This window comes from Eximiradius sp., from assembly GCA_937127445.1.
In the GTDB taxonomy this organism is placed as follows: domain Bacteria; phylum Bacteroidota; class Ignavibacteria; order Kapaibacteriales; family UBA2268; genus JAKIZO01.
Map to the genome: position 1 here is coordinate 1 of CAKZLY010000003.1, position 21,284 is coordinate 21,284.

The 21,284-nt window shown below is 35.2% G+C and carries 18 protein-coding genes; 11 read left to right on the plus strand and 7 right to left on the minus strand.

The annotated features are described in order from the left end of the window. Together AC6QZF_RS00570 and AC6QZF_RS00575 are read right to left on the minus strand one after the other, a co-directional pair. Window positions 1-1,735, minus strand: a 1,735-nt coding sequence (locus AC6QZF_RS00570; RefSeq protein WP_499797939.1) for a DUF8740 domain-containing protein, incomplete at its 3' end; no start/stop codon positions are given. A 59-nt stretch (window positions 1,736-1,794) separates the two neighbouring features. Then, on the minus strand, window positions 1,795-2,382 hold the full coding sequence (locus tag AC6QZF_RS00575; RefSeq protein WP_499797940.1) for a FlgD immunoglobulin-like domain containing protein: 588 nt from the start codon (window positions 2,380-2,382) through the stop codon (window positions 1,795-1,797). A gap of 303 nt (window positions 2,383-2,685) precedes the next feature. On the opposite strand from AC6QZF_RS00575, the gene AC6QZF_RS00580 reads away from it, so the two are divergent. After that, the gene (locus AC6QZF_RS00580) at window positions 2,686-4,182 is read left to right on the plus strand and encodes an RsmB/NOP family class I SAM-dependent RNA methyltransferase (protein ID WP_499797941.1); all 1,497 of its coding nucleotides are present in this window, start codon (window positions 2,686-2,688) and stop codon (window positions 4,180-4,182) included. A gap of 168 nt (window positions 4,183-4,350) precedes the next feature. Here AC6QZF_RS00580 and purF read toward each other — a convergent pair whose 3' ends face one another. Further along, window positions 4,351-5,841 carry an amidophosphoribosyltransferase gene (gene purF, locus AC6QZF_RS00585; protein WP_499797942.1) on the minus strand — a complete coding sequence of 497 codons (1,491 nt, stop codon included), beginning with the start codon at window positions 5,839-5,841 and terminating at the stop codon, window positions 4,351-4,353. Window positions 5,842-5,912: 71 nt separating this feature from the next. Next, a complete protein-coding gene (locus tag AC6QZF_RS00590; RefSeq protein ID WP_499797943.1) occupies window positions 5,913-7,529 on the minus strand; it encodes a BamA/TamA family outer membrane protein in 1,617 nt (538 codons plus the stop codon). Between the two features lie 120 nt (window positions 7,530-7,649). On the opposite strand from AC6QZF_RS00590, the gene AC6QZF_RS00595 reads away from it, so the two are divergent. The 3 genes from AC6QZF_RS00595 to AC6QZF_RS00605 are packed head-to-tail and all read left to right on the plus strand — an operon-like array spanning window position 7,650 to window position 11,589. After that, window positions 7,650-9,893: a RelA/SpoT family protein gene (locus AC6QZF_RS00595; RefSeq protein ID WP_499797944.1), complete on the plus strand. Its 2,244-nt coding sequence runs from the start codon at window positions 7,650-7,652 to the stop codon at window positions 9,891-9,893. Beyond that, the gene (locus AC6QZF_RS00600; protein WP_499797945.1) at window positions 9,893-11,164 is read left to right on the plus strand and encodes a guanine deaminase; all 1,272 of its coding nucleotides are present in this window, start codon (window positions 9,893-9,895) and stop codon (window positions 11,162-11,164) included. Before AC6QZF_RS00595 ends, AC6QZF_RS00600 begins: the two co-directional genes overlap by 1 nt. Before the next feature lie 8 nt (window positions 11,165-11,172). Beyond that, complete coding sequence (locus AC6QZF_RS00605; RefSeq protein WP_491816746.1) at window positions 11,173-11,589, plus strand: secondary thiamine-phosphate synthase enzyme YjbQ; 417 nt, start codon at window positions 11,173-11,175, stop codon at window positions 11,587-11,589. 104 nt (window positions 11,590-11,693) lie between these two features. On the opposite strand, the gene AC6QZF_RS00610 is transcribed toward AC6QZF_RS00605, so the two are convergent. Then, window positions 11,694-13,781, minus strand: a complete 2,088-nt coding sequence (locus AC6QZF_RS00610) for an OPT family oligopeptide transporter (protein ID WP_499797946.1) — start codon at window positions 13,779-13,781, stop codon at window positions 11,694-11,696. Between the two features lie 16 nt (window positions 13,782-13,797). Next, window positions 13,798-15,051, minus strand: a complete 1,254-nt coding sequence (gene pepT / locus AC6QZF_RS00615) for a peptidase T (protein WP_499797947.1) — start codon at window positions 15,049-15,051, stop codon at window positions 13,798-13,800. Window positions 15,052-15,154: 103 nt separating this feature from the next. Here pepT and AC6QZF_RS00620 point away from each other — a divergent pair, with 103 nt between their 5' ends. The 5 genes from AC6QZF_RS00620 to AC6QZF_RS00640 are packed head-to-tail and all read left to right on the plus strand — an operon-like array spanning window position 15,155 to window position 19,554. After that, window positions 15,155-16,447 (plus strand): OstA-like protein, encoded by a 1,293-nt coding sequence (locus AC6QZF_RS00620; RefSeq protein ID WP_499797948.1) that lies wholly within the window; start codon window positions 15,155-15,157, stop codon window positions 16,445-16,447. Beyond that, complete coding sequence (locus tag AC6QZF_RS00625) at window positions 16,444-17,367, plus strand: NAD-dependent epimerase/dehydratase family protein (RefSeq protein WP_499797949.1); 924 nt, start codon at window positions 16,444-16,446, stop codon at window positions 17,365-17,367. Before AC6QZF_RS00620 ends, AC6QZF_RS00625 begins: the two co-directional genes overlap by 4 nt. Before the next feature lies 1 nt (window position 17,368). Beyond that, complete coding sequence (locus tag AC6QZF_RS00630; protein ID WP_499797950.1) at window positions 17,369-18,760, plus strand: sodium:solute symporter family protein; 1,392 nt, start codon at window positions 17,369-17,371, stop codon at window positions 18,758-18,760. Further along, window positions 18,738-19,292 carry a CDP-alcohol phosphatidyltransferase family protein gene (locus AC6QZF_RS00635; RefSeq protein WP_499797951.1) on the plus strand — a complete coding sequence of 185 codons (555 nt, stop codon included), beginning with the start codon at window positions 18,738-18,740 and terminating at the stop codon, window positions 19,290-19,292. Before AC6QZF_RS00630 ends, AC6QZF_RS00635 begins: the two co-directional genes overlap by 23 nt. Beyond that, the gene (locus AC6QZF_RS00640; RefSeq protein WP_499797952.1) at window positions 19,279-19,554 is read left to right on the plus strand and encodes a hypothetical protein; all 276 of its coding nucleotides are present in this window, start codon (window positions 19,279-19,281) and stop codon (window positions 19,552-19,554) included. Before AC6QZF_RS00635 ends, AC6QZF_RS00640 begins: the two co-directional genes overlap by 14 nt. Before the next feature lie 86 nt (window positions 19,555-19,640). Here AC6QZF_RS00640 and AC6QZF_RS00645 read toward each other — a convergent pair whose 3' ends face one another. Then, window positions 19,641-20,075, minus strand: coding sequence for a CoA-binding protein (locus AC6QZF_RS00645; RefSeq protein WP_499797953.1), 435 nt, complete (start codon window positions 20,073-20,075; stop codon window positions 19,641-19,643). A 245-nt stretch (window positions 20,076-20,320) separates the two neighbouring features. On the opposite strand from AC6QZF_RS00645, the gene AC6QZF_RS00650 reads away from it, so the two are divergent. Further along, window positions 20,321-20,758 (plus strand): Hsp20/alpha crystallin family protein, encoded by a 438-nt coding sequence (locus AC6QZF_RS00650; protein ID WP_499797954.1) that lies wholly within the window; start codon window positions 20,321-20,323, stop codon window positions 20,756-20,758. Window positions 20,759-20,791: 33 nt separating this feature from the next. Next, window positions 20,792-21,241 carry an Hsp20/alpha crystallin family protein gene (locus tag AC6QZF_RS00655; protein WP_499797955.1) on the plus strand — a complete coding sequence of 150 codons (450 nt, stop codon included), beginning with the start codon at window positions 20,792-20,794 and terminating at the stop codon, window positions 21,239-21,241. The last annotated feature ends 43 nt before the right edge of the window (window positions 21,242-21,284 follow it).

Sequence of the window (21,284 nt, forward strand, 5' to 3'; positions counted from 1 at the left end):
CACTTGTCAAATATCCTGCTGTTGCATGGTTGCCCCAGCTATACGCTGTATTCCAATTCGATATGTCTGTGCTACTTATGCCAGATGCTGCACTTGCTCCAAATATAGGATCACTCTCACTTGTCAAATATCCTGCTGTTGCATGGTTGCCCCAGCTATACGCTGTATTCCAATTCGATATGTCTGTGCTACTTATGCCAGATGCTGCACTTGCTCCAAATATAGGATCACTCTCACTTGTCAAATATCCTGCTGTTGCATGGTTGCCCCAGCTATACGCTGTATTCCAATTCGATATGTCTGTGCTACTTATGCCAGATGCTGCACTTGCTCCAAATATAGGATCACTCTCACTTGTCAAATATGCAGGTGCATTCTGTATATAGCTCCAGTTTAGATTGCCAGCTAATTGATTAGCAAATACTGTATCAGAAACATTAAGATTACCATTTATACTTACGCTACCGCCAAAATTAAGAGGATCACCAGGATTTGCCGGAGGAGTAATAACAACAGTATTTGAACCGCTTCCAACAACAATTTGATTTGTAGCGTAAAGGTTAGTAGCAAAAATGCTACTATTCACAATAATGTCGCCATAAGTTTTGATTGCAGGCTTATCAGGATCTGAGCTTGTATTGCGAACCACCAAAGTAGCATCAACATCATCACTTGGATCGAGGCTGCCAAGAACCCAACCAGTAGGATAACTTGAATTCGAAGTAATTTCAGCAGCACGACCTGTGCCACGAGATGCTTTCAAAGCAAGGTTGTTTTGAGCAGCTATATTAAATGCTATGTCATTCCCAGCATAAGAATCAACAAAAGGAATAAAAGGAACCTGGTCAGCAAATATTAAACGACCGTCTTCATTAACAGTAAAAGTAGGAATATTAAGTTTGTTTCCATAAGTGCCTGGAGCAACACCTGTTGCAATCAATTCTTCATCACCAACAGCATTTTGAGCAATTTTATCTTTAGTAACTGCATCAGGAGCAATTTTAATATTAGTAACAGCATAGTCAGCAATTTTCTGAGTAATAACTGCTTCGTTTGCAATATTCCAGTATTTCACAACATTTGAACCAAGTTGGGGATTGGGATAAGTTCCAGTGAGATCGCCACCAGCAGGACCACCAGGAATAAGTTGAATATCATCAGCAAACATATCAGCAGTGATTTGTCCTTTTAATGCAGTTTTTACAGCTGCAACATTGAGTTGAGGATTGGGATATGTTCCAGAAAGAACACCGCCAGCGGGTCCCCAAGGAATAGCCTGAACACCAGGAGCTAATTTTGATTGAGTAATAGCGCCATCAACAACTGTTCCTGCTAAATAAGCAAATTGTGCAGTATCAGTTGTAGAAGCATACATTGAGTATGGAACGGATGTCAGTTGGGTGCGTGGATAAGTTTTACCATCAACAGTAATTTGCACCCAATATTGCTTATCAAACTTCATGAATTTTGGGAAAGGAGTTCTGCTGCCGAGATATACATTAATAAAACCGTTTTCAGCAGAAACATTTTGTTGTTCTACCCAAAGAGCACTGCCACCAGTTTGAGATTCATAAATTTCGAAAGTAATAGGCACATTACCATTAATTGGGGCATTGGTGCGGCTATCGAGCAATTGAGCTTGGAAGGTTATTACTTTGGGAACATTAGCGTAGCTGACATTAGCAGCAAGCAAAAGTCCTAAAAGCAATACAAAAAGTGAAATTAATTTCTTCATTTCGAAAACCTTAATAAATTGAACAAAATATATATTTAGAATTAATCATTTTTCACAACTTATTTTACAATGACCATTACATTTCGTAGAGAATAACCAGAACCTGAAGAAGCACCGGAGCGTTCTGCAGGTTGAACAAGAAGTTCATAAATATATGAACCGCTCGGAAGGTCTAGTCCCTGACTGTTACGAGCATACCATTGGAAAGTATGTTCGCCTTGAGATTGGAAATCATCCTGAAAAACAACAATTTGATTACCCACCATATCAATGATGCGAAGAGTAACAAATGAATTACTTTCAAGATTGTATTTGAAAGTAGTTACATTATTAACAGGGTTTGGGTAGTTGGATATTTGGCTATTATAGGTGAAGACAGGTTCGTCAACACTTGTAACGAGACCTTCTGGTACCCAAAAGCCTTGATGCACAACGTTCCCAACCTCCAATTCTCCTTGAAGAACTGAGCGCTTGCCAATGATAGTTTGACCAAATGCTCCTGACATTCTATAATCACCATTGCTAACACCAACAAATCCACCAGAAACAATAACTTGTTTTCTGATGTCGATTTGGGCATTCAGCGAATAATTAAAAAATGTAGAGCAAAATGCAATTATAAAAAAGCAAAGGAGAGCTTTTTTCATTACGGCTCCTCATAATTTATTGAAACAATATTTATTATTATCGACGATAAATAAGGCAAAATCTATACCATACTAATTTATACATACACAAAATCACAAAAAACACTACCCTATTGACTGTTAAAATAACAAATAATTTTATAAATAAAAATAACAATTCTTATATAGACACAGAAATGTTACCATTATTAACACTTGTATTATTATTTTGTTGCAGAATTCCTTATGCTACAAACGAAAAATAAGTTTTTTGTAATTAAAAGACAAATAAAAAAATTAATTTTGTATAAAAAAAGGTAAAAAATGAAATTAATTGGGTTAATCGATCACACTGCGTTACTATTAAACATAGTGAAACGGAATCCTGCCGCAACAGATAAAGTTGCCGCTGAGTTTCTAAAAAGCAAAAGAAATTTAGGAAGTAACGACAGACGCTTTGTGCTTGATGTCCTTTTCGTTACTTTGAGAAACCTGACATTATTAGAATACCTTACCGACAAATTAATTAGAAACTCAACTTTTTTAAACTATTTTTCAAAGAACGAAAGTGTAAAAGCTAAGGTAGAGGATATAATTACAATAATTAATACACTATTTCTTATCACATCAAACTCTGATTTTCATCGGTACTCAAATGTTTTCGAATATTTAAACCAAAAAGAAATATTAGCCAATCCTGATACAAATAAACTGGTTTCAGAAGTTGTTCAACATACTTTTTTTTTAACGAATGACATTTTAACATATTGGGAAAAAAATTTGACTTTTAATTATCAATTAATTAAAAATTCATTTTTAAATATAGATATAATAGATATATTTTTTAATATTAATTATTTGAAAAATATTGAATTATTCTATTCTTTTCCTGAATGGATAATGAAAGAATTATTAAAAAAAACAGAATATAAATTTGATTTTTTTTCAAAATTAGCATTTTCTTTTACACAAAATGCTCCAATTACAATTAGAATTAATCAACATAACAATGCTAATATAGAACAGATTAAAGAGGAATTAAGTAAAAATAATGTTTCGCTTGAAAAATGTAAACTTTCTCCTGTTGCGTATAATTTATCAAGGAGACTATTTTTAAATGACCATCCACTATACAAAAATGGGATTATTGAAATTCAAGATGAGGCAAGCCAATTAGTATCATATGTGCTGGCGCCAGAAGAAGACTGGGTTGTATTAGATGCTTGCGCTGGTGCTGGGGGTAAATCTCTGCATTTAGCTGACTTGCAAAATAACAGTGGGAAAATTATCGCGCTCGATAAAGAATATAACAGATTAAAAGAAATTCCTAAAAGAGCAAAAAATGCGAGCATTACAACTATTTTTCCCTATTTAGTTGATAATCAGAACTATCCAAGAACTGATGATGAAAATATTAGGTATTTCAGAAATAGAGCATTCGATGCTGTGTTAATAGATGCACCTTGCAGTGGAATGGGAACACTCCGGCGAGATCCCATGAAAAAATACCGCACAACACTAAGACTTATCGAAAAGCTTTCAGCAATTCAATATGGCATTTTAGAACATTATTCGCAATTTTTAAAAAGAGGTGGAGTGCTTGTCTATGCTACTTGTTCTATTATGCCCCAAGAGAATGAAATGGTAGTTGAGAAGTTTCTATCTGAACATACAGAATTTGCACCGGGCCCAATCGCAGAAGGATTTAGCAAATTTGGAATAAACCTACCTGATTTAGAAAATAAATATTGTTATACTTTTTATCCACATATTTACGGTACTGATGGATTTTTTATCGCAAGAATGATAAAAAAAATGTAGTGAAAAAAAAATTAACAGTGTGAATTTTATTAAACAAGATTATTATCTGTAACCATTTTAATTTTAAAACGTAATTATAAATGAAAATTGTCTTAAAATATTTTAATTTTTAAGACAATTGGCCCTGCGAATGGGAGACGCAGGGCATTTTTATGAAAATACTTGCTATTAATTTTCATTACTTTCTTTTGAAATTTCTTCTTCTATTGGAATTGGATATTTGCAAGTAAAGCAGGCAGTGCAATAATCAATCCCCTCGTCGTAAGGAACAGTTTGCATAAGTTTCGAAACGCTTAAGTATTTCAAATCATCGACTCCAATTGCTTTTGCAATTTCTTGCTCTGAGGAGTAATGATTTGCAATTAATTCTTCTTTGCTTGGGAAATCCATCCCATAAAAACAAGGAGAGATGATTGGAGGAGAAATAATTCTCATAGAAATTTTTTTAGGATTTGCGTCGCGAATAAGTTTTATAAGTGCTTTGGATGTAGTGCCGCGAACTATTGAATCGTCCACAATCACTACGTGACGTCCTTCTATTAATCCTCGAACAGTGTTGAATTTTGTTTTAACTTTAAATTCTCGATTATCTTGTCCCGGAGAGATGAAAGTTCTTCCTACGTAATGACTGCGAATTAGTCCAATTTCAAATGCAGAAGGATAGCCCTGTTCTGTATTTTTTTTAGCAAAGCCCAAAGCAGCAGTATTAGCGCTATCTGGGACCGGGATAACAAATACTTTCTCGTCATCATCATTGGGCACAGGTGATTCTAATGCTAAATATTTACCAAGTTTGCGACGTATTTTGTCCACACTATGTCCAAAAATTTTACTGTCAGGTCGAGAAAAATATATATATTCGAAAATACAATGTTTAGCTATTGGCGTTTCATCCGTAATCTTGTAAGATTTGATTTTCCCAGTTTCTAAAGTCTCATTGTCAACTTCAATAATTTCGTTATGTTCAACCGAACGAATGTATTCAGCATTAACAATATCGAAAGCACAGGTTTCAGAAGCGACAATGTAAGCATAGCGATTACTTTCTAATTTAATCCTGCCTATACTTAGAGGACGAACACCGTGCGGGTCGCGAGCTGCGAAAAGCGAGGTTTCAGTCAAAATTACCAATGAGTAAGCACCGTGAGCAATTTGCAAAGCTTCCCGAATTTGTTCGAGATGAGTTTTTTTTCTGCTATGTGCAATTAGATGCATAAAAAGTTCTGAATCTGTGGTTGTTTGAAAAATAGTGCCTTCATCGATTAATTTTTTTCGCAAGGATTTTGTATTAGTAAGATTGCCATTATGAGCAAGAGACAAAATTCCTGAATGATAAGTCATATTGAATGGCTGAATATTTGCACGAGTGGATGAACCAGTAGTGGAATAGCGATTATGTCCGACAGCAGACGAACCAATCAATATATCAGAAAAAATTTTGCTATCGGAAAAAACATCTAAGACAAGACCTTCACCTCTGGTGTAGGCATAACGCATTTTTTTCTTTACTTTATCATAATAGAAAGTAGAGATACCGGCGGCCTCCTGTCCCCTATGTTGCTGAGCGTGGAGTGCATAATATGTAGTCAGGGCAGCTTGAGGGTGACCATAAACGCCAACAACTGCACAGTTTGGTCGAGCTTTATCTTCGAGGAACATTTCAATTAAAACTTACTTGTTATACAAAGAACAAATTTACGAAATGATTTTGAAAATATCATTAAATAATACTAATCTCCGTCAAATTCAAGACCGTGAATTTGAGGCAATTTAAATTGATGATTTCTGAAAGCAGAGAAAAATTGTTCGAAGGCAATAATTACTTCGCTAAATTTTTTTGTATGATGATTATAGGCAAAATCTATTCTCAAAATATGCTTAGGATTATCAGATTTATTAAAGTGGAGGCGGAGGCCAGCACCTGTTGCAAGCAAGAATTTAGATTTACTCAATTTTGTTTCCTGTCGCCAAACAGTTCCCAGGTCGGCAAAAGAGACAAAAGAAAGATTAAAAACAGACAGAGGAATATCAGGAAAATACCTAATTTCGGTATTTGTAATTATGCGGTTGTCTCCCGCATTCTCGTAAAGTTTGTATCCACGAAGTCCTATATCACTATCAAGAATTAGCTGCCGGATTTTTTGCCAATTCCATACAGTTTGCTGTTGAATGCGGGTAGTAAGAACTAACTTGTCGAATATTTTATAAAACAAATTTCCATAGAATTCTTGGTATGTAAAGTAACCAGATGCACGTTTGAAAGCACTCGCACCAACTAAGCGAGCAAACACATATAAATTATTTGTGTAAAACGACTTTTCGCCTTCCCCAGCTACATAGTAGAAGCTTTCTCCCCTATTACCAATAGGGAAAATTTTCCCTAAAATAGCACTACCCCACCCTCCAATTATCAAGTCTTCATAGAAATAAGCATTTACTTTATTTACAGTAAAGAAATCTTCAGAAATTGAAGAAAACCCAAAAAGTATCTTACCACAATTATCGAAAGCTCGTTCATAATCTGGTTTTTCTCGATTTGCCTGATGATATTGTCCCACGATGCTGAAGAATACTCTATCCTGACGTGACCAAGCACGAGAGAACCATACATCAACTTTTTTTTCATCGATAGTTGTAAGAATATGCTTGTCTTTTAGATAAATAAATTCTTTTCCGTCATTAAGATTGGAGATAAAACCATATGAAAAATTATCGTCAAGAGTAAGATATTGCTTAGCTAAAGAAAAATCATATGAATTGCGAAATTTGTTAGAGAGGTATTGAGCATACAAGCTAAAATCTGTTCTAAGAAAACGGCGTTGAGCAAGTTCAAATCGAGATTGCCAGCCAATATTATTTTCCTTACGATTGAGTATTTCAACAGAAATTTTAGTCCCAGTTCCTAAAAAATTGTTTTCATCGATGGTTGCGCCATATTGAGAGAATCCACCACCAGTTTTGCCTTTTGGCACCGGGTAGAGAGACCATCTATCTTTTGTAAGCACATAAACATCGTATAAATCTGTGCTAACACTGTCGAGTTCAATTCTAACATTTGTAAACAACCCAGTAGCGCGCAAGTTTCTTTCGGTTTCCAAGAGGTATTCCTCAGAAACAGTTGAACCTTTTCGAAAGAGCAATTCATCTTTGATAACGTATTCTTTTGTTTTAGTGTGGAAAAAGTTTAAAAAAGGGGCAGCAAAAATCCAATCTTTGTCATTTTTTTCAAATACATCGCTACGCTGAATAATTATATCATTAACAATAATATTATCTGCAAAGGCATTTGCAAAACCGGCAAGCCAAAGTATTATTATTATTATTATTATTATTAATTTAGCTTTCATAAATTTCCGAATAAACAAATAGTATGCAAAAATAACATAAAAAGATAAATAAATAACAATATGTATCGTTTAAAAACAATGTTGAATGGAATAATTGAATAATTTATTTTAAGATTAGAAATGAAATTAAGTTTTGATTTAGGACTACGAAAGAAAGGCGAGTTAATCACAGATGATTACCGCATTGGAGAAAACCCGCAAAATGATTTAACATTATTATTGAATGAATGCAAGCTACATTTACCAAAGTTTGATGAAAATCGCATAAAAAAAGCTTTTGAAATGTGCTACAATGCACACTTGAATAAATTGAGAAAATCCGGGGAACCTTTCTACACTCACCCATTAGAAGTAGCACGGATTGTAATGAAAGAAATACCTCTTGATGAAGATTCGGTTATAGCAGCACTTTTGCATAACGTTGTTGATGAAGGGGAATTGTTCAGTTATAACGATATTAGACATGAATTTGGGGCAGAAGTTGCACAAATTGTCGATGGCGTATCAAAAATAAAGTATGTCGAGAGCCAGCATATCAATAGTGAGGTACAAGCAGAAAATTACAGGCGTCTATTACTTGCATTGTTCAAAGATGTAAGAATAATCCTGATAAAACTTGCAGATAGATTGCATAATATGCGAACTCTTGAATCACTAAATAAAGAAAGTCAGGAAAGGGCATCGCGAGAAACACTTGAAATATATGCACCATTTGCTAATAGATTTGGGTTAAGAAATATAAAATGGGAATTAGAAGATTTAGCCTTCAAGTACTTACATCCCGATAAATATGAAGCGATAAGAAAGGCATTGCAGCTAACGCGCCAGGAACGTGAAGAATATATTGAAAATTTCATAAAACCTATTGAAGTGGCATTATCAAAAGATGACTTATTAAAGAAATTAAAAATAAAATACGAAATTACAGGTCGAGCAAAACATATTTACTCGATATACAATAAAACTATATTAAGACAGAAATCGATTGATGAATTGTATGATTTATTTGCAGTAAGAGTGATTCTCGATACAGACGATAAAAATATGTGCTTTTATGTTTATGGTATAGTTGCTGGGATTTATCCACCGGTGCCGGAAACATTCAAAGATTATATATCGGCACCAAAAAAGAATGGTTATCAATCAATTCATTCAGCAGTTGTTGGACCAAGCAATAAACCTGTTGAAATTCAAATTCGAACAAGACAAATGCACCTTGTATCAGAAAAAGGTGTAGCGGCTCATTTCAAATACAAAAGTGGAATGAAATCGAGTTCCTTAATAGAAGATGCGCACTTGCAGAAGTGGATGGACGATGTTCGCGAAATATTTGAAAATGCCGGCGACGAGAAAACACCTGAATTATTGGAATCAGTTAGACGCAACTTATTTATTGAAGATATCTACGTTTTTACACCTGCAAACGAACTAAAGAAATTGCCGAGAGGCGCAACAGCATTGGATTTTGCTTTCGAAATTCATACCAAGGTAGGTTACCACGCAATTGGAGCAAAAATAAATGGACGGGTTGCTCCACTTTATTACAAACTTGAAAACGGCGATAGAGTGGAAATACTTGTATCGAAAAACCAAAAGCCGACAAAAGAATGGCTAAAATGGGTTACAACAAGTAAAGCAAGTCAGGCATTATTGAAATATATTAGAGATGAAATAAAGCGGTATGAAGCGGAAGGTAAACAAATTTGGACAAACAAGCTGAAAGAATTGGGCATAACGTTGAATGACGAAGAAATCGAGAAACTACTTAAGTCATTGAAATTTATACATATATCTGATTTTTATACTGCACTTGCAGATAAAACTGTTAATCAGACAAAAATTAATGATTTCTTATTGAAAAAAGTGCAAGAAATTCAAAATGATATTCCTGCTGCTGATGAAATGCACTTGTTTTTTAGTAAAATTCCAAGTTTAGAAATTCACCCAAATCTTACAATTACATATGCAAGCTGTTGCAATCCGAAACCGGGAGAAGATATAATCGCCGTAATGTTAAATAAGAATTTTGCAACTATTCACAAAATTGATTGTCCTAATGTTGGAAAAGTGTTGAATACACATAAAGAAGATTTAGCAAAAGTATCCTGGAAAGATTTGCCTGAAAAGTCATTTCTTATTGAAATACGTGTAATTGGCGATGATAGAGAATATATGCTGCAAGATATTACCGCATCGATAATAAAATCTGGTAATACAAGTATAAATAGTGTGAACATCAACACGATAGATACAATTTTTGATGGAGTTATTACACTTAAAATTAGCAATGAATCCGACATAAATAGAGTATTAGAAGAAATATTAAAAATCAATGGTATAAAACAAGCAGAGGTTGTTAAGTAATGAGGAAGCTGATTAAAGGAATATTTCTCAATCCAAAAGCAGATTATTCGGTGGAAGTTTGGAATAATTATTATTTATTAATTAATAATGGTAAAATAGAGAAAATTGAGAAAAATATTGAAATAAATGAAATTCAGTTTGACGTATATTACGATTTCGAGGATAAAATAATTATTCCCGGCTTAATTGATTTACACACACATATTCCACAGTTCCGTGCAGTAGGCATTGGGAAAGGCGAATTATTAGAATGGCTGAATGATTATATTTTCCCACTGGAAGCAAAATTTTCGGAGAAAAATTTTGCCGTCAATAGCACAGAGTTGTTTTTCAAACATTTGATAAGCAAAGGGACAACTACGGCTGTAATGTATTCATCTCCGCACAAACAAGCCTGCGAAATTGCATTTGAAATTGCCGATGAATCGCTCGTTCGGTCGTATATTGGATTGCCTTTGATGGATAGGAATACACCCGAAACTCTTCTTCAGAACACAGAGCAGGTAATTAAAGATATTTTTTCAATTGCAAATAAATGGCATAAAAAAAATAAATGTGAATTCGTGCTTACACCGCGTTTTGCCTTATCCTGCACCGAGGAATTATTACAAAAAGTTGGTGAAATTGCAGTATCTGAGGGTTTTTTCGTTCAGACACATCTTGCAGAAAATAAAAAAGAGGTGTATGAAGTAAATTTGCAATTTTCGGAGATTGAAAATTACACAAGCGTTTATGATAAGTATAATTTGCTGACATCGAGGACAATACTTGCCCATTGTATATATCTGAATGATGAAGAAATAGAAAAAATTCGCGCGAAAAATTGTATAATTGCCCACTGCCCTACTTCTAATAAATTTTTAAGAAGTGGAATAATGAAGGCAAAGGAATATATTAATTACGGGCTAAAAGTTGGATTAGGAACGGACGTAGCAGGTGGCTATAGTTTATCGATGCTAAATGAAGGAATGGAGGCTTGCGAAATATCGAAATTATTGTCTGTGCAGAATAACGAATCCAACGATGTGCTTGAAGCGGAAACTGTATTTTGTTTATCTACAATTAAAGCAGCTGAATATTTAAAAATTTCGGAAGATGTAGGAAATTTTGAAATCGGGAAAAAGTTTGATGCAGCAGTTTTTGAATTATCGGAAATGTATAGAACTAACGAACTAAAAGATACAGAATTAGTTAGGACATTAATTTACAATATAGATAACAGAACCGCTAAGGCAGTGTTTATCGACGGAAATTTAGTTTATCAACAATAGAGGTAAAGATGAAAAGTTTTCGTAAAGAATTATGGTTCAATACAAGAAATAGGCGAGAATTCATCAATATTACACGGCAGGTGGAAGAATGCGTTAGAGAAAGCGGCATAAAAGAAGGGCTCGTGCTTGTTAACGCGATGCATATAACAGCATCAGTATTCATTAATGATGATGAATCTGGCTTACATAGCGATTTTGAAAGATGGCTTGAAAGATTAGCACCAGAAAAACCATACGAGCAATATGCTCATAATGGTTTTGAAGATAATGCAGACGCTCACTTAAAGCGTCAAATTATGGGTAGAGAGGTTGTGGTTGCAATTACAGATGGCAAACTTGATTTTGGACCGTGGGAGCAAATCTTTTATGGTGAATTTGACGGTAAGCGTCGCAAGCGAGTGTTGGTTAAAATAATTGGTGAATAGAAAAAAGAATTTTGTAAAAATCCTTTATATTGGAATATATTAGTTTATTAAACAAAAAGGCTGTCTTAAAAAAGACAGCCTCAAATTTTTATAAACAGAGATTATTACTCTTCTTTCTTTGCACGCATTGTTTCCCAAGCAGAGTAAAGCATAAGCAAGATAAACATCACAATAGCAAGCCATTCACCACCTTTCGAGCCATTTGCCCAGATGTCCAGGCTTGCATCAATTTTAAAGAATTTGAGCAAAGCACCAAAGACACCAAATAAAGCAGCACCGGCAATAAATCCAGACGCAATAAGAGTTGCTCTTTGGTGGCGAGCGTTTACTAAATCTTTATCCTGCGAGGAACGACCAACAAGATAAGAAAGGAAACCGCCGACGATAAGTGGTGTGTTGAGCTGCTGTGGAATAAACATACCGAGAGCAAAAGCAAGTGGGGAAATACCAATCATATTCACAAGAATAGAAATAATTGCACCTACAAGGTAAAGCGTCCATTTAATATTAGGATTAGGCGACATAAGCGATTGAATTACAGCAGCCATTGCATTAGCCTGAGGAGCAACAAGCGGGTCAGCTTTTTGCACTTCATCTTTGTATTTAGCAATTAATTCGGGAGCAGCAGTGTTGTTGTGAACTGCTTCGATTTGTTCTTTTGAGAACTTGCCTTGATTAATCAAATAATCATCAGGTGTGAAACCATAAGAAGAATTAAGCATAAAGATAACCAGCCCGACAGTTGCAGCAGAGACAATGGTTCCCAAAAACTTCCAAGATTGTTGTTTTCTCGGAGTAGAGCCGAGCCAATAACCAATCTTCAAGTCGGTAATAAAGCCGCCAGCCATAGACAAGGCAGTACAGACAATACCGCCAATAATCAGGGCGCTAAGCATACCTTGTTCGCCAGTAAGTCCAACTTGGGCTAAAATGATAGAGGATAAAATCAAAGTCATTAATGTCATACCGGAAACGGGGTTTGTCCCAACAATAGCAATAGCATTGGCAGCAACAGTTGTGAAAAGAAAAGCAATAATTACAACAGTAAGCAAAGCAACAACAGCCTGCAAGATAGTAATATTTATACCGGTTGCAAGGAAAATAAAAATCGCAATTATTGTAAGCAGGCTAAACATAACGACAAAAGTCATTTGAATATCGCGTTGAGTGCGGATGTCGTCGCCGGAGGCATCTTTTTTACCTTTTCCAGTAATACCATTGTAAGCGAGTACAAAAGCACTACCTATGATTTTCGAGGATTTAAGAATGCCAATAATACCAGCCATAGCGATAGCACCGATACCGATATGGCGGACGTAATCACGGAAAATTACCTCAGGGGACATTGTAGCAAAAATATTTGTGCCATCACCAGCAGCAACACCACCGATATAGCTAACCAATGGAATAAGAACCCACCAAGCCAGTAGCGAACCCACAGTAATAATAGTAGCATATTTCAATCCGATTAAATAGCCGAAAGCAACAATCATAGCAGAAATATTAAACTGAAAAACTAATTTAACTTTTTCAGCAAGATATTCGCCGGCAGCAACAACGCGAGAAGTAAAGACTTCTTCCCACAAACGAAGAGTAGAGAACATAAAATCGAAAAGACCGCCAACCAATCCACTGGTAATTAAGATACCAGCTTGATTGCCACCTTTTTCGCCTGTAACAAGTATTTCGGTTGTAGCAGTAGCTTCGGGGAATGGGAATTTCCCGTGCATATCTTTAACAAAGTATTTTCTGAAAGGAATAAGGAAAAGAATACCAAGAAAACCACCCAAAAGTGATGAAAAGAAAATCTGGAAAAATTTTACATCAAGTTTCAAAATATAAAGAGCTGGGATAGTAAAGACAGCACCAGCAACGATAACACCGGAGCTTGCACCAATAGACTGAATAATAACGTTTTGTCCGAGAGAATTTTTTTTCTTGGCGAAATTAGCAAGCCCAACAGCAATAATAGAAATCGGAATAGCGGCTTCGAAGACCTGCCCAATTTTTAGTCCAGAATATGCGGCGGCAGCAGAGAAGACCACCGCCATAAAAAGTCCCCAGAAGATAGACCAAAGGGTAACCTCTGGAAATACAAAGTTAGCAGGCATCACCGGATGATATTCTTCGCCGGATTTGAGCTCACGATGAGCATTTTCAGGCAATCTACTTTTACTAATTTGACTTTCCATTTAATCTCCTTAATAGTTAAATTGATTTTTCAACATATATTTTGCAGAGTTCGAGCATAGTTTCAACGGATTTTTGAAGAGCATCGATAGATACCCATTCGTTTTTAGCGTGGAAATTTTGACCACCGGTGAAAATATTAGGTGTAGGCAATCCCATTTCTGTTAAGCGAGAGCCATCTGTTCCACCGCGAATAGGTTTCCAGTAAGGTTGGACACCAGCACGAATAGCGGCTTCCCAAAGATTATCCAATACTTCTGGACATTTTTCGAGACTATCGAGCATATTTCTATATTGGAACTTGACTTCCATTTCTATTTTAGTTTTTGGATGCAGTTGTTGAACTTCGTCGATAATGTTTTGCAAAATTTTCTTTTGCTCTTCGAGGCCTTCGGTGCGAAAATCACGTAAAAGAATTTTCAGTTCGGTTTTGGAGACGCTACCTTCAATATTATGAGGGTGAATGTAGGGTTCATATCCTTCTGTAGTTTCGGGCGCCATATTTTGTGGCATTCGAGCAATTATATCAGCCATTGCACGGATTGAATTCACCATAATGTCTTTTGCAGTTCCTGGATGAATATCTCTACCGAAAGTGCGGATAATGGCAGCATCGGCGCTGAAAGTTTCTTTGTTGAGTTCGCCGGGCATATCGCCATCAATTGTGTAAGCATATTTTGCACCAAATTTTTCAATGTCGAAGTATTTTGTGCCTTGACCTATTTCTTCATCGGGAGTGAAACAGATACGAATATCGCCGTGAAGAATATCCTGATTATTCAGAAGAATTTCGGCAAGTTGCATAATGGCTGCAACACCTGATTTATCGTCAGAACCTAAAAGAGTAGTTCCATCGGTAGTAATTATTGTATGCCCGATGCATTCATGGAGCTTAGGATTTTCTGCTTCAGTGATAACAATAGCATTATCGGCAGGAAGGACAATATCGCCGCCTTGATAATTTTCAATAATTTGAGGATTTACGTTCGCACCACTTACATCAGGTGAAGTATCGACGTGAGCAACAAAACCTATAACGGGCACTTTCCCATAAGCCGGATGGTCAGAGGGTATATTAGATGGAATAGTTGCCATCAAATAGCATTTATCATCAAGTTCAGCGTCTTTTATACCCAAATTATTAAGTTCTTGTAATAAAACTTTTTGCAAATCGAATTGTTTCATTGTAGAAGGGAAAGTTTCGCTATTAGGGTCGGATTGAGTGTCGACTTTTACATAACGGAGAAATTTCTCAATTAGTTGCTGTTTCATAATTTACCCAAATATTAATTAATAAAAAATACAAAATAAAGAATGTTAAAAATATGAATTTTTTTTTTAGTTTGCTTATATATTTTGGAGAAAATTTGTTTATATGATATACAAGAGAAAAATTACTTTAATCTTGTGCTTTATTGGAGTGGGACTGATTAGATTATTTGCAAGCGAACCCATAATACTTGAATATAGTGATGCTCTAATCGGCGAGCAAGATAGCGTAACAAATTTGAGAAAACTTGTAGGGAATGTGCGATTAAGACAGGGGAACGTTCGAATTACTTGCGATAATGCAATCCAGTACATTGGTTTGAATAAATACGATTTGATTGGGAATGTTGTAATTAAGCAAAGCACGATAACTCTAAAATCGCCTTCAATCAATTATGACGGAAATACTTACTTAGCGACTGCAAAAAATGGTGTCCAAATCACAGATAAAGAAACACGATTGGCAGCTGATTACGGGACATATTCGACACAAACGCTAATTGCAAATTTTGCGGGGAATGTAATAGTTGAGGATGATTCAACGATAATATATTCGAACTTCGTTACGCACAACAGAAACAATAGAATATCAAATGCATGGGGAAATGTTTTAGTCATTGGTAAATATACAAACGCAAGATTAGCAGGCGATTCTGTTGTCAATATACCAATGAAGAATTTATCGGAAGTATATGGGAACCCGAAGCTCTTGCAAATAGATTCGAGTGGTGCAAATAGTCAGGACACTCTGTTTATTTCTGCGAATAAGATGGAAGCAATCAGAGAAGCGGACAACGAAAGGTATCTTGCACGGGGCAATGTCGAAGTAATAAGAAACAATCTACAAGCAAGAGCAGAAAATACAACTTATTACAAAGCAAAAGATATTATTTTTCTTGAAGAATTCCCAATTTTGTGGTATGATTCGACACAACTATTTGCTGATACTATAGTTGTGCAATTAAAAAACAATAAATTAAGAAGAATTGATGCCGTTTCGCGTGCTTTTAGTGTAAGCCAAAATGATACGATGAATGCTGCGAGAAAAGACCAGATGTCCGGGAAAATCATTACGATTGAATTCGAAAGCGACACGCTGAAGCAGATTGTTGCCGAAGGTAATGCTCGTTCGTTGTATTTTATTAATACTGATGGACAGCCAGACGGAGTAATAAGTGTTGGCGCCGATAGAATAACAATCGAGATAGTAGATAAGAAGGCAGAAAATATTATAATGATAAATAATGTTCCGGGCGAATATCTGCCTCAGCCATTGATTTTGAATGAAGAGGCGAAATATTATTTACCTGGATTTAGGTTTTCGCAGGATAGACCACAAAGGATTGATTATTCAATTTTTGAAGTAAATTCAAGAAATAAAAGAAAGGAGAAAAAATGAAGATTTGCGTTACTGGCGGAGCTGGATTTATCGGCTCGCACATTGTTGATAGATTAATTGAAAAAGGTTATGATGTAACTGTAATTGATAATTTATCAACTGGAAGAATTGAAAACATAAATAAAAAGGCTAAATTTATAGAATTAGATATAAATCAAGAAGGGCTACATAATATTTTCGAGCAGGAAAAATTTGAAATAGTATATCATCAGGCAGCGCAAATGAATGTGCGTTTTTCAGTTGATAATCCCAAAGAAGACGCAATAACAAACATAATTGGTAGTATTAATTTATACGAAGCTTGTAAAAATTCTGGTGTTAAGAAAATTATTTTTGCGTCGTCTGGTGGGACCATATACGGCGAACAGGTGCAATTTCCAGCTGATGAGGAACATCCGACCAATCCGTGTTCACCATATGGGATTGCAAAGCTCGCAAACGAAAAGTATTTATTCTATTACAACAATAGTTACGGAATAAAGACTGTATCGCTTCGTTACGGGAACGTTTATGGTCCGAGACAAAACCCGAAAGGTGAAGCAGGAGTTGTAGCAATTTTCATCGGAAAGATGCTCGCAGGAGAACAACCCGTAATAAATGGCGACGGCCTAATTACAAGAGATTACATATATATTGATGATGTAGTAGAAGCCAATATGAAAGCACTTGATGAAAAAATTGATGGAATATATAATGTTGGAACTGGCATTGAAACAAATGTGAATACTATTTTCCATAAACTCAAAAATCTAACGGGTGCAAATTGTGAGGAATATCACGGACCGGCAAAAATTGGCGAGCAAAGACGAAGTGTAATTTCATACAATAAATTAAAAAATGAGTGTGGTTGGAAACCAAAAGTAACATTTGATGAAGGTTTAATTAGAACTGTTGAATATTTCAAACAGAATTTAAAATAATATGTCGCTAAATTTACTTGATATATTAATAGTTGCATTATATTTTGCAATTATATTGATAATTGGAATAAGATTTACACGCAAAGATAAAAATGAAAACAAGGAAAGCTACATATTAGCAGGGAGACGCGTAACACTACCTTTTTTTGTTGCCTCGCTTGTAGCAACGTGGTATGGCAATATAATGGGAATGGGAGAATTTGTCTATAACAACGGCATTGTAGCATTTTTCTGTTTTGCATTCCCATATTATATAGCTGCGTTTCTTTTTGCTATTTTTGTAGCGAAGCGAATTCGTGGTTCTTCGGCAGCAACAATACCAGAGCAGATAAAAATCACTTATGGCAACAAAGCGAGTGCAATATCTTCGGCAATAATATTAGTAATTACAATACCAGCAGCATATATACTAATATTAGGTAAATTGATAGAACTTTTTACGGGTTGGAGTTTGGCTGTATCGCTGACAATAGGGACATTAATATCACTAATAATTATATACCACGGAGGGCTGAAAGCCGATATTATTGCAAATACGGCTCAATTTATTTTTATGTATATAGGCTTTGGCGGGTTATTGTTTTTCTGTTTGACGGAATTGGGTTCGTTTGAAGAGATGATTTCGAAATTGCCTGCCGCACATTTAACGGCAACGGGAACTCTTTCGTGGCAATATGTTCTGGCGTGGTATATTATTGCGTTCCAGACATTTATAGATCCGAGTTTTCATCAAAGGTGTGCCGCTGCAAAAAATCCACGAACTGCAAAGAATGGAATATTAGTTTCGATAATTTTCTGGTGTATATTTGACTTTTTGACATTTACAACAGGACTATACTCTGCTGCCTATTTGCAATTGCCATCACCGCTGGATGCGTATCCAGTGCTTGCTGATGCTGTAATGCCAAATATGTGGAAAGGGTTGTTTTTGGTGGCGATAATTGCAACAGTTATGAGTACGCTGGAAAGTTATTCATTTATCAGCGCTGCAACTTTTGGGAATGATATTTTCCCACTTTTTTTCAAAAGATTGTCTCACATGCTTGGGACAAAGATTGGGCTAATAGTAACTGGTGTTTTTGGAATATTACTTGCAATAGCAATACCATCGGCAATTGATTTGGTATATAAAACGTCTTCTATTGCTGTTCCTGCATTGATAATACCCCTTACAGTATCATATAGCAAAAGGTATTATCTCGACAGTAAGCATAGCTTGCTGATAATGATTTTGACAATATTAATTACACTGTTCTGGACTTTATCGAATGAATATAGTGAGCAATTTGGGTTGGAATTTTTATATTTCACGCATAATTTTGAACCAATGATGCCAGGAATTATTTTGTCAGTATTTTTAGGAATAATATTTGTTAAAAAAAGAAGCAAATAGGATCTGGACGATACCGAATATATTGAGTTTTATAAGATTATTGCTCATTGCGCCAGCAGGCGTTCTATTATGGAATGGACAGAATGTGTGGGCAATATCACTTGCATTGATTGGTGGATTACTTGATATATCTGATGGGATAATAGCGCGAAAATATAATCAGTCTTCTGAATTAGGTAAAATAATAGACCCGCTTGCAGATAAATTATTTATCGGGGTGTTAGTAGTAATTCTATATTTACAGAATAGACTACCATTGTGGTTTATCTCGACAGTTATTTCGAAAGATTTGTTAATAATAATAGGTGGTGCAATAATATCAACAAAAATAAAAATAGTTCCGCCATCGAATTGGCTTGGAAAAATTACTGCTTTGACAATTGGAGTTACAATTTTATCAATAATTGTCAATATTGAAAAAATATATACAATTTTAATGTATTTATCCGTTGTATTAATTGTAGCATCTCTTTTAAATTACGTGATTAGCGTGCAAAAACAAATAAAAGGAATTGAAATTGGCAACAAATAAGAGATACATACCTTTAAATGCAAAAGACATTCAGCTTTATCGTCAGCAAAAGGCTATTCAAGAAACTAAACGCGAAGAAAAGACAAATAACGCTCTGATTTCTTTGCGAAAAAGGAATTTAGCAATAATTAATGCAAATCCAACTTTGAAAGCAAAAATCGAACGTTTTAATACTTACGTAAAAAGGAAAAAGATTGACGATATTGTGAAAGTAATTCATTATCTACTTTCCGACTTATATCAGAAAACACAAGAAGCATAATCATCTTGGAGAAATTTAGGTTAAACTACCTGCAATAAATTGCTCATTATTTATATTATTGAATTTATCAAAAATTTGTTTATTCCTTACGAAGTGAACAATGATTTAATTAAATAGTGAAATTTGTGAATTCCTTTGCGGTTGAGAAACATCATAGGGCAATACCCATAAATAATCTCTATTCCTTTTTCTGAGGCAATTTGTGCGATATTTTTTGGTTTGCTGCCGAAGGCAAACCAAGCCGACTTAATTTTCCCCTTTTCTGCACCAAGCAATATTTTTTCTGCTTCTCTCGGCGGAACAGAAATAATCAAATTTAACGATTGTTGAGGTATTTCATTAATTGAGGTAAAAGAGTGAATACCTTCGATTTCTTCACAAGAACGACTAACTGGTACGGGTTTGTAGCCATTCTTTAAAAATAATCTAAAAAGTTCATTCCCCCAAGCATCTTTGTTAGTGGAAATGCCTACAATAATAGGAGTTTTGTCTTGCAAAAATTCATTTACAATGTTTTTCATATTAATCCTATTGAAAATAAATAATACGAAATTATTTAAAGAAAAGTTTCATATGACAATTTGTCGACAAAGTGCGAATACATGACATACTGCATTTACACAAAATTGAAACATCTCTGACAAAATTTCGTCATCACAGACAAATTGGCTTATTGTTACGTCATTTTGACTTGCAAAATTGATTTGGCACGATGTTGGTATATACAAAAGTGAATTTAATTAACAACTATCAAATGAGGTAGAAAATGACAACATTAAGATTTGATCCTTTCCGTGGTTTTGAGCAAATGCTTCGTAAGATTAACGAAGTAGCTGGCGAAATAGAACGTGGTGTAACTGTGGAAACAGGTGGATACAATCCACGTATAGACATATTTGAGGATAATTCGAATGTTTACATTGTTGCAGAAATTGCAGGAATTCCAAAGGACAAAGTGAACGTAAAATTAACCGAAGACAGAATTTTAATGATTTCTGGTAATAAAGAACGCTGTGAAAGCGAAAAAGACAAAACATATTTGAGAAGCGAACGCAGTTTTGGTGAATTTAGCCGCTCTTTCGTATTACCAGAAAATCTTGATTTATCAGCTGTTAAAGCAAATTATCACGATGGAGTGCTTGAAATCACGATTGCAAAGAAGCAACCTGAACCACCAAAAGAGATAGAAATTGCTATTAGTTAATCAATTATGTTTAACAAAAAGGAGGGATCAGCTATGGCAATTGTAAAATTCGATCCATTCCGTGGTTTTGAAACTTTGGCTCGCAGAATGAACAGTTTGATGCAAGATTTTGACAAAGGATTTAACTTTGATTTCGGTGGTTTTTCACCTAAAATTGATATTTCGGAAGATGAAAAGCACATTTACTTGCAAGCCGAAGTGCCGGGAATTTCTAAGGATGATATTAAAGTAACAATTACGGAAGATAACGTGCTGTCAATCAAGGGCGAGAAGAAACGCGAGCAGAAGACAGAAGACAACAAAGAAGGTTATTCTTACATTCGCATCGAACGTAGTTTTGGAGAATTCTGCCGCTCATTTATGTTGCCGGGAAACGTAAAGAAAGATAGCGTAAACGCAAAATTTGAGAATGGTGTGTTAAATGTAACACTGGAAAAAATTGAACCCGAAAAACCAAAAGAAATCGAAGTTAAGATTGACTAATGATGTATTGCGAGCCAGCAATGTTAGACACGGCAAGTCGCCG

Excerpts from the sequence above, each read along its gene's own strand:
- AC6QZF_RS00575 (WP_499797940.1), bottom strand. The coding sequence starts at position 2,382 with ATGAAAAAAGCTCTCCTTTGCTTTTTTATAATTGCATTTTGCTCTACA.
- AC6QZF_RS00580 (WP_499797941.1), top strand. The coding sequence starts at position 2,686 with ATGAAATTAATTGGGTTAATCGATCACACTGCGTTACTATTAAACATA.
- purF (WP_499797942.1), bottom strand. The coding sequence starts at position 5,841 with ATGTTCCTCGAAGATAAAGCTCGACCAAACTGTGCAGTTGTTGGCGTT.
- AC6QZF_RS00590 (WP_499797943.1), bottom strand. The coding sequence starts at position 7,529 with ATGAAAGCTAAATTAATAATAATAATAATAATAATAATACTTTGGCTT.
- AC6QZF_RS00595 (WP_499797944.1), top strand. The coding sequence starts at position 7,650 with ATGAAATTAAGTTTTGATTTAGGACTACGAAAGAAAGGCGAGTTAATC.
- AC6QZF_RS00600 (WP_499797945.1), top strand. The coding sequence starts at position 9,893 with ATGAGGAAGCTGATTAAAGGAATATTTCTCAATCCAAAAGCAGATTAT.
- AC6QZF_RS00605 (WP_491816746.1), top strand. The coding sequence starts at position 11,173 with ATGAAAAGTTTTCGTAAAGAATTATGGTTCAATACAAGAAATAGGCGA.
- AC6QZF_RS00610 (WP_499797946.1), bottom strand. The coding sequence starts at position 13,781 with ATGGAAAGTCAAATTAGTAAAAGTAGATTGCCTGAAAATGCTCATCGT.
- pepT (WP_499797947.1), bottom strand. The coding sequence starts at position 15,051 with ATGAAACAGCAACTAATTGAGAAATTTCTCCGTTATGTAAAAGTCGAC.
- AC6QZF_RS00620 (WP_499797948.1), top strand. The coding sequence starts at position 15,155 with ATGATATACAAGAGAAAAATTACTTTAATCTTGTGCTTTATTGGAGTG.
- AC6QZF_RS00625 (WP_499797949.1), top strand. The coding sequence starts at position 16,444 with ATGAAGATTTGCGTTACTGGCGGAGCTGGATTTATCGGCTCGCACATT.
- AC6QZF_RS00630 (WP_499797950.1), top strand. The coding sequence starts at position 17,369 with ATGTCGCTAAATTTACTTGATATATTAATAGTTGCATTATATTTTGCA.
- AC6QZF_RS00645 (WP_499797953.1), bottom strand. The coding sequence starts at position 20,075 with ATGAAAAACATTGTAAATGAATTTTTGCAAGACAAAACTCCTATTATT.
- AC6QZF_RS00650 (WP_499797954.1), top strand. The coding sequence starts at position 20,321 with ATGACAACATTAAGATTTGATCCTTTCCGTGGTTTTGAGCAAATGCTT.
- AC6QZF_RS00655 (WP_499797955.1), top strand. The coding sequence starts at position 20,792 with ATGGCAATTGTAAAATTCGATCCATTCCGTGGTTTTGAAACTTTGGCT.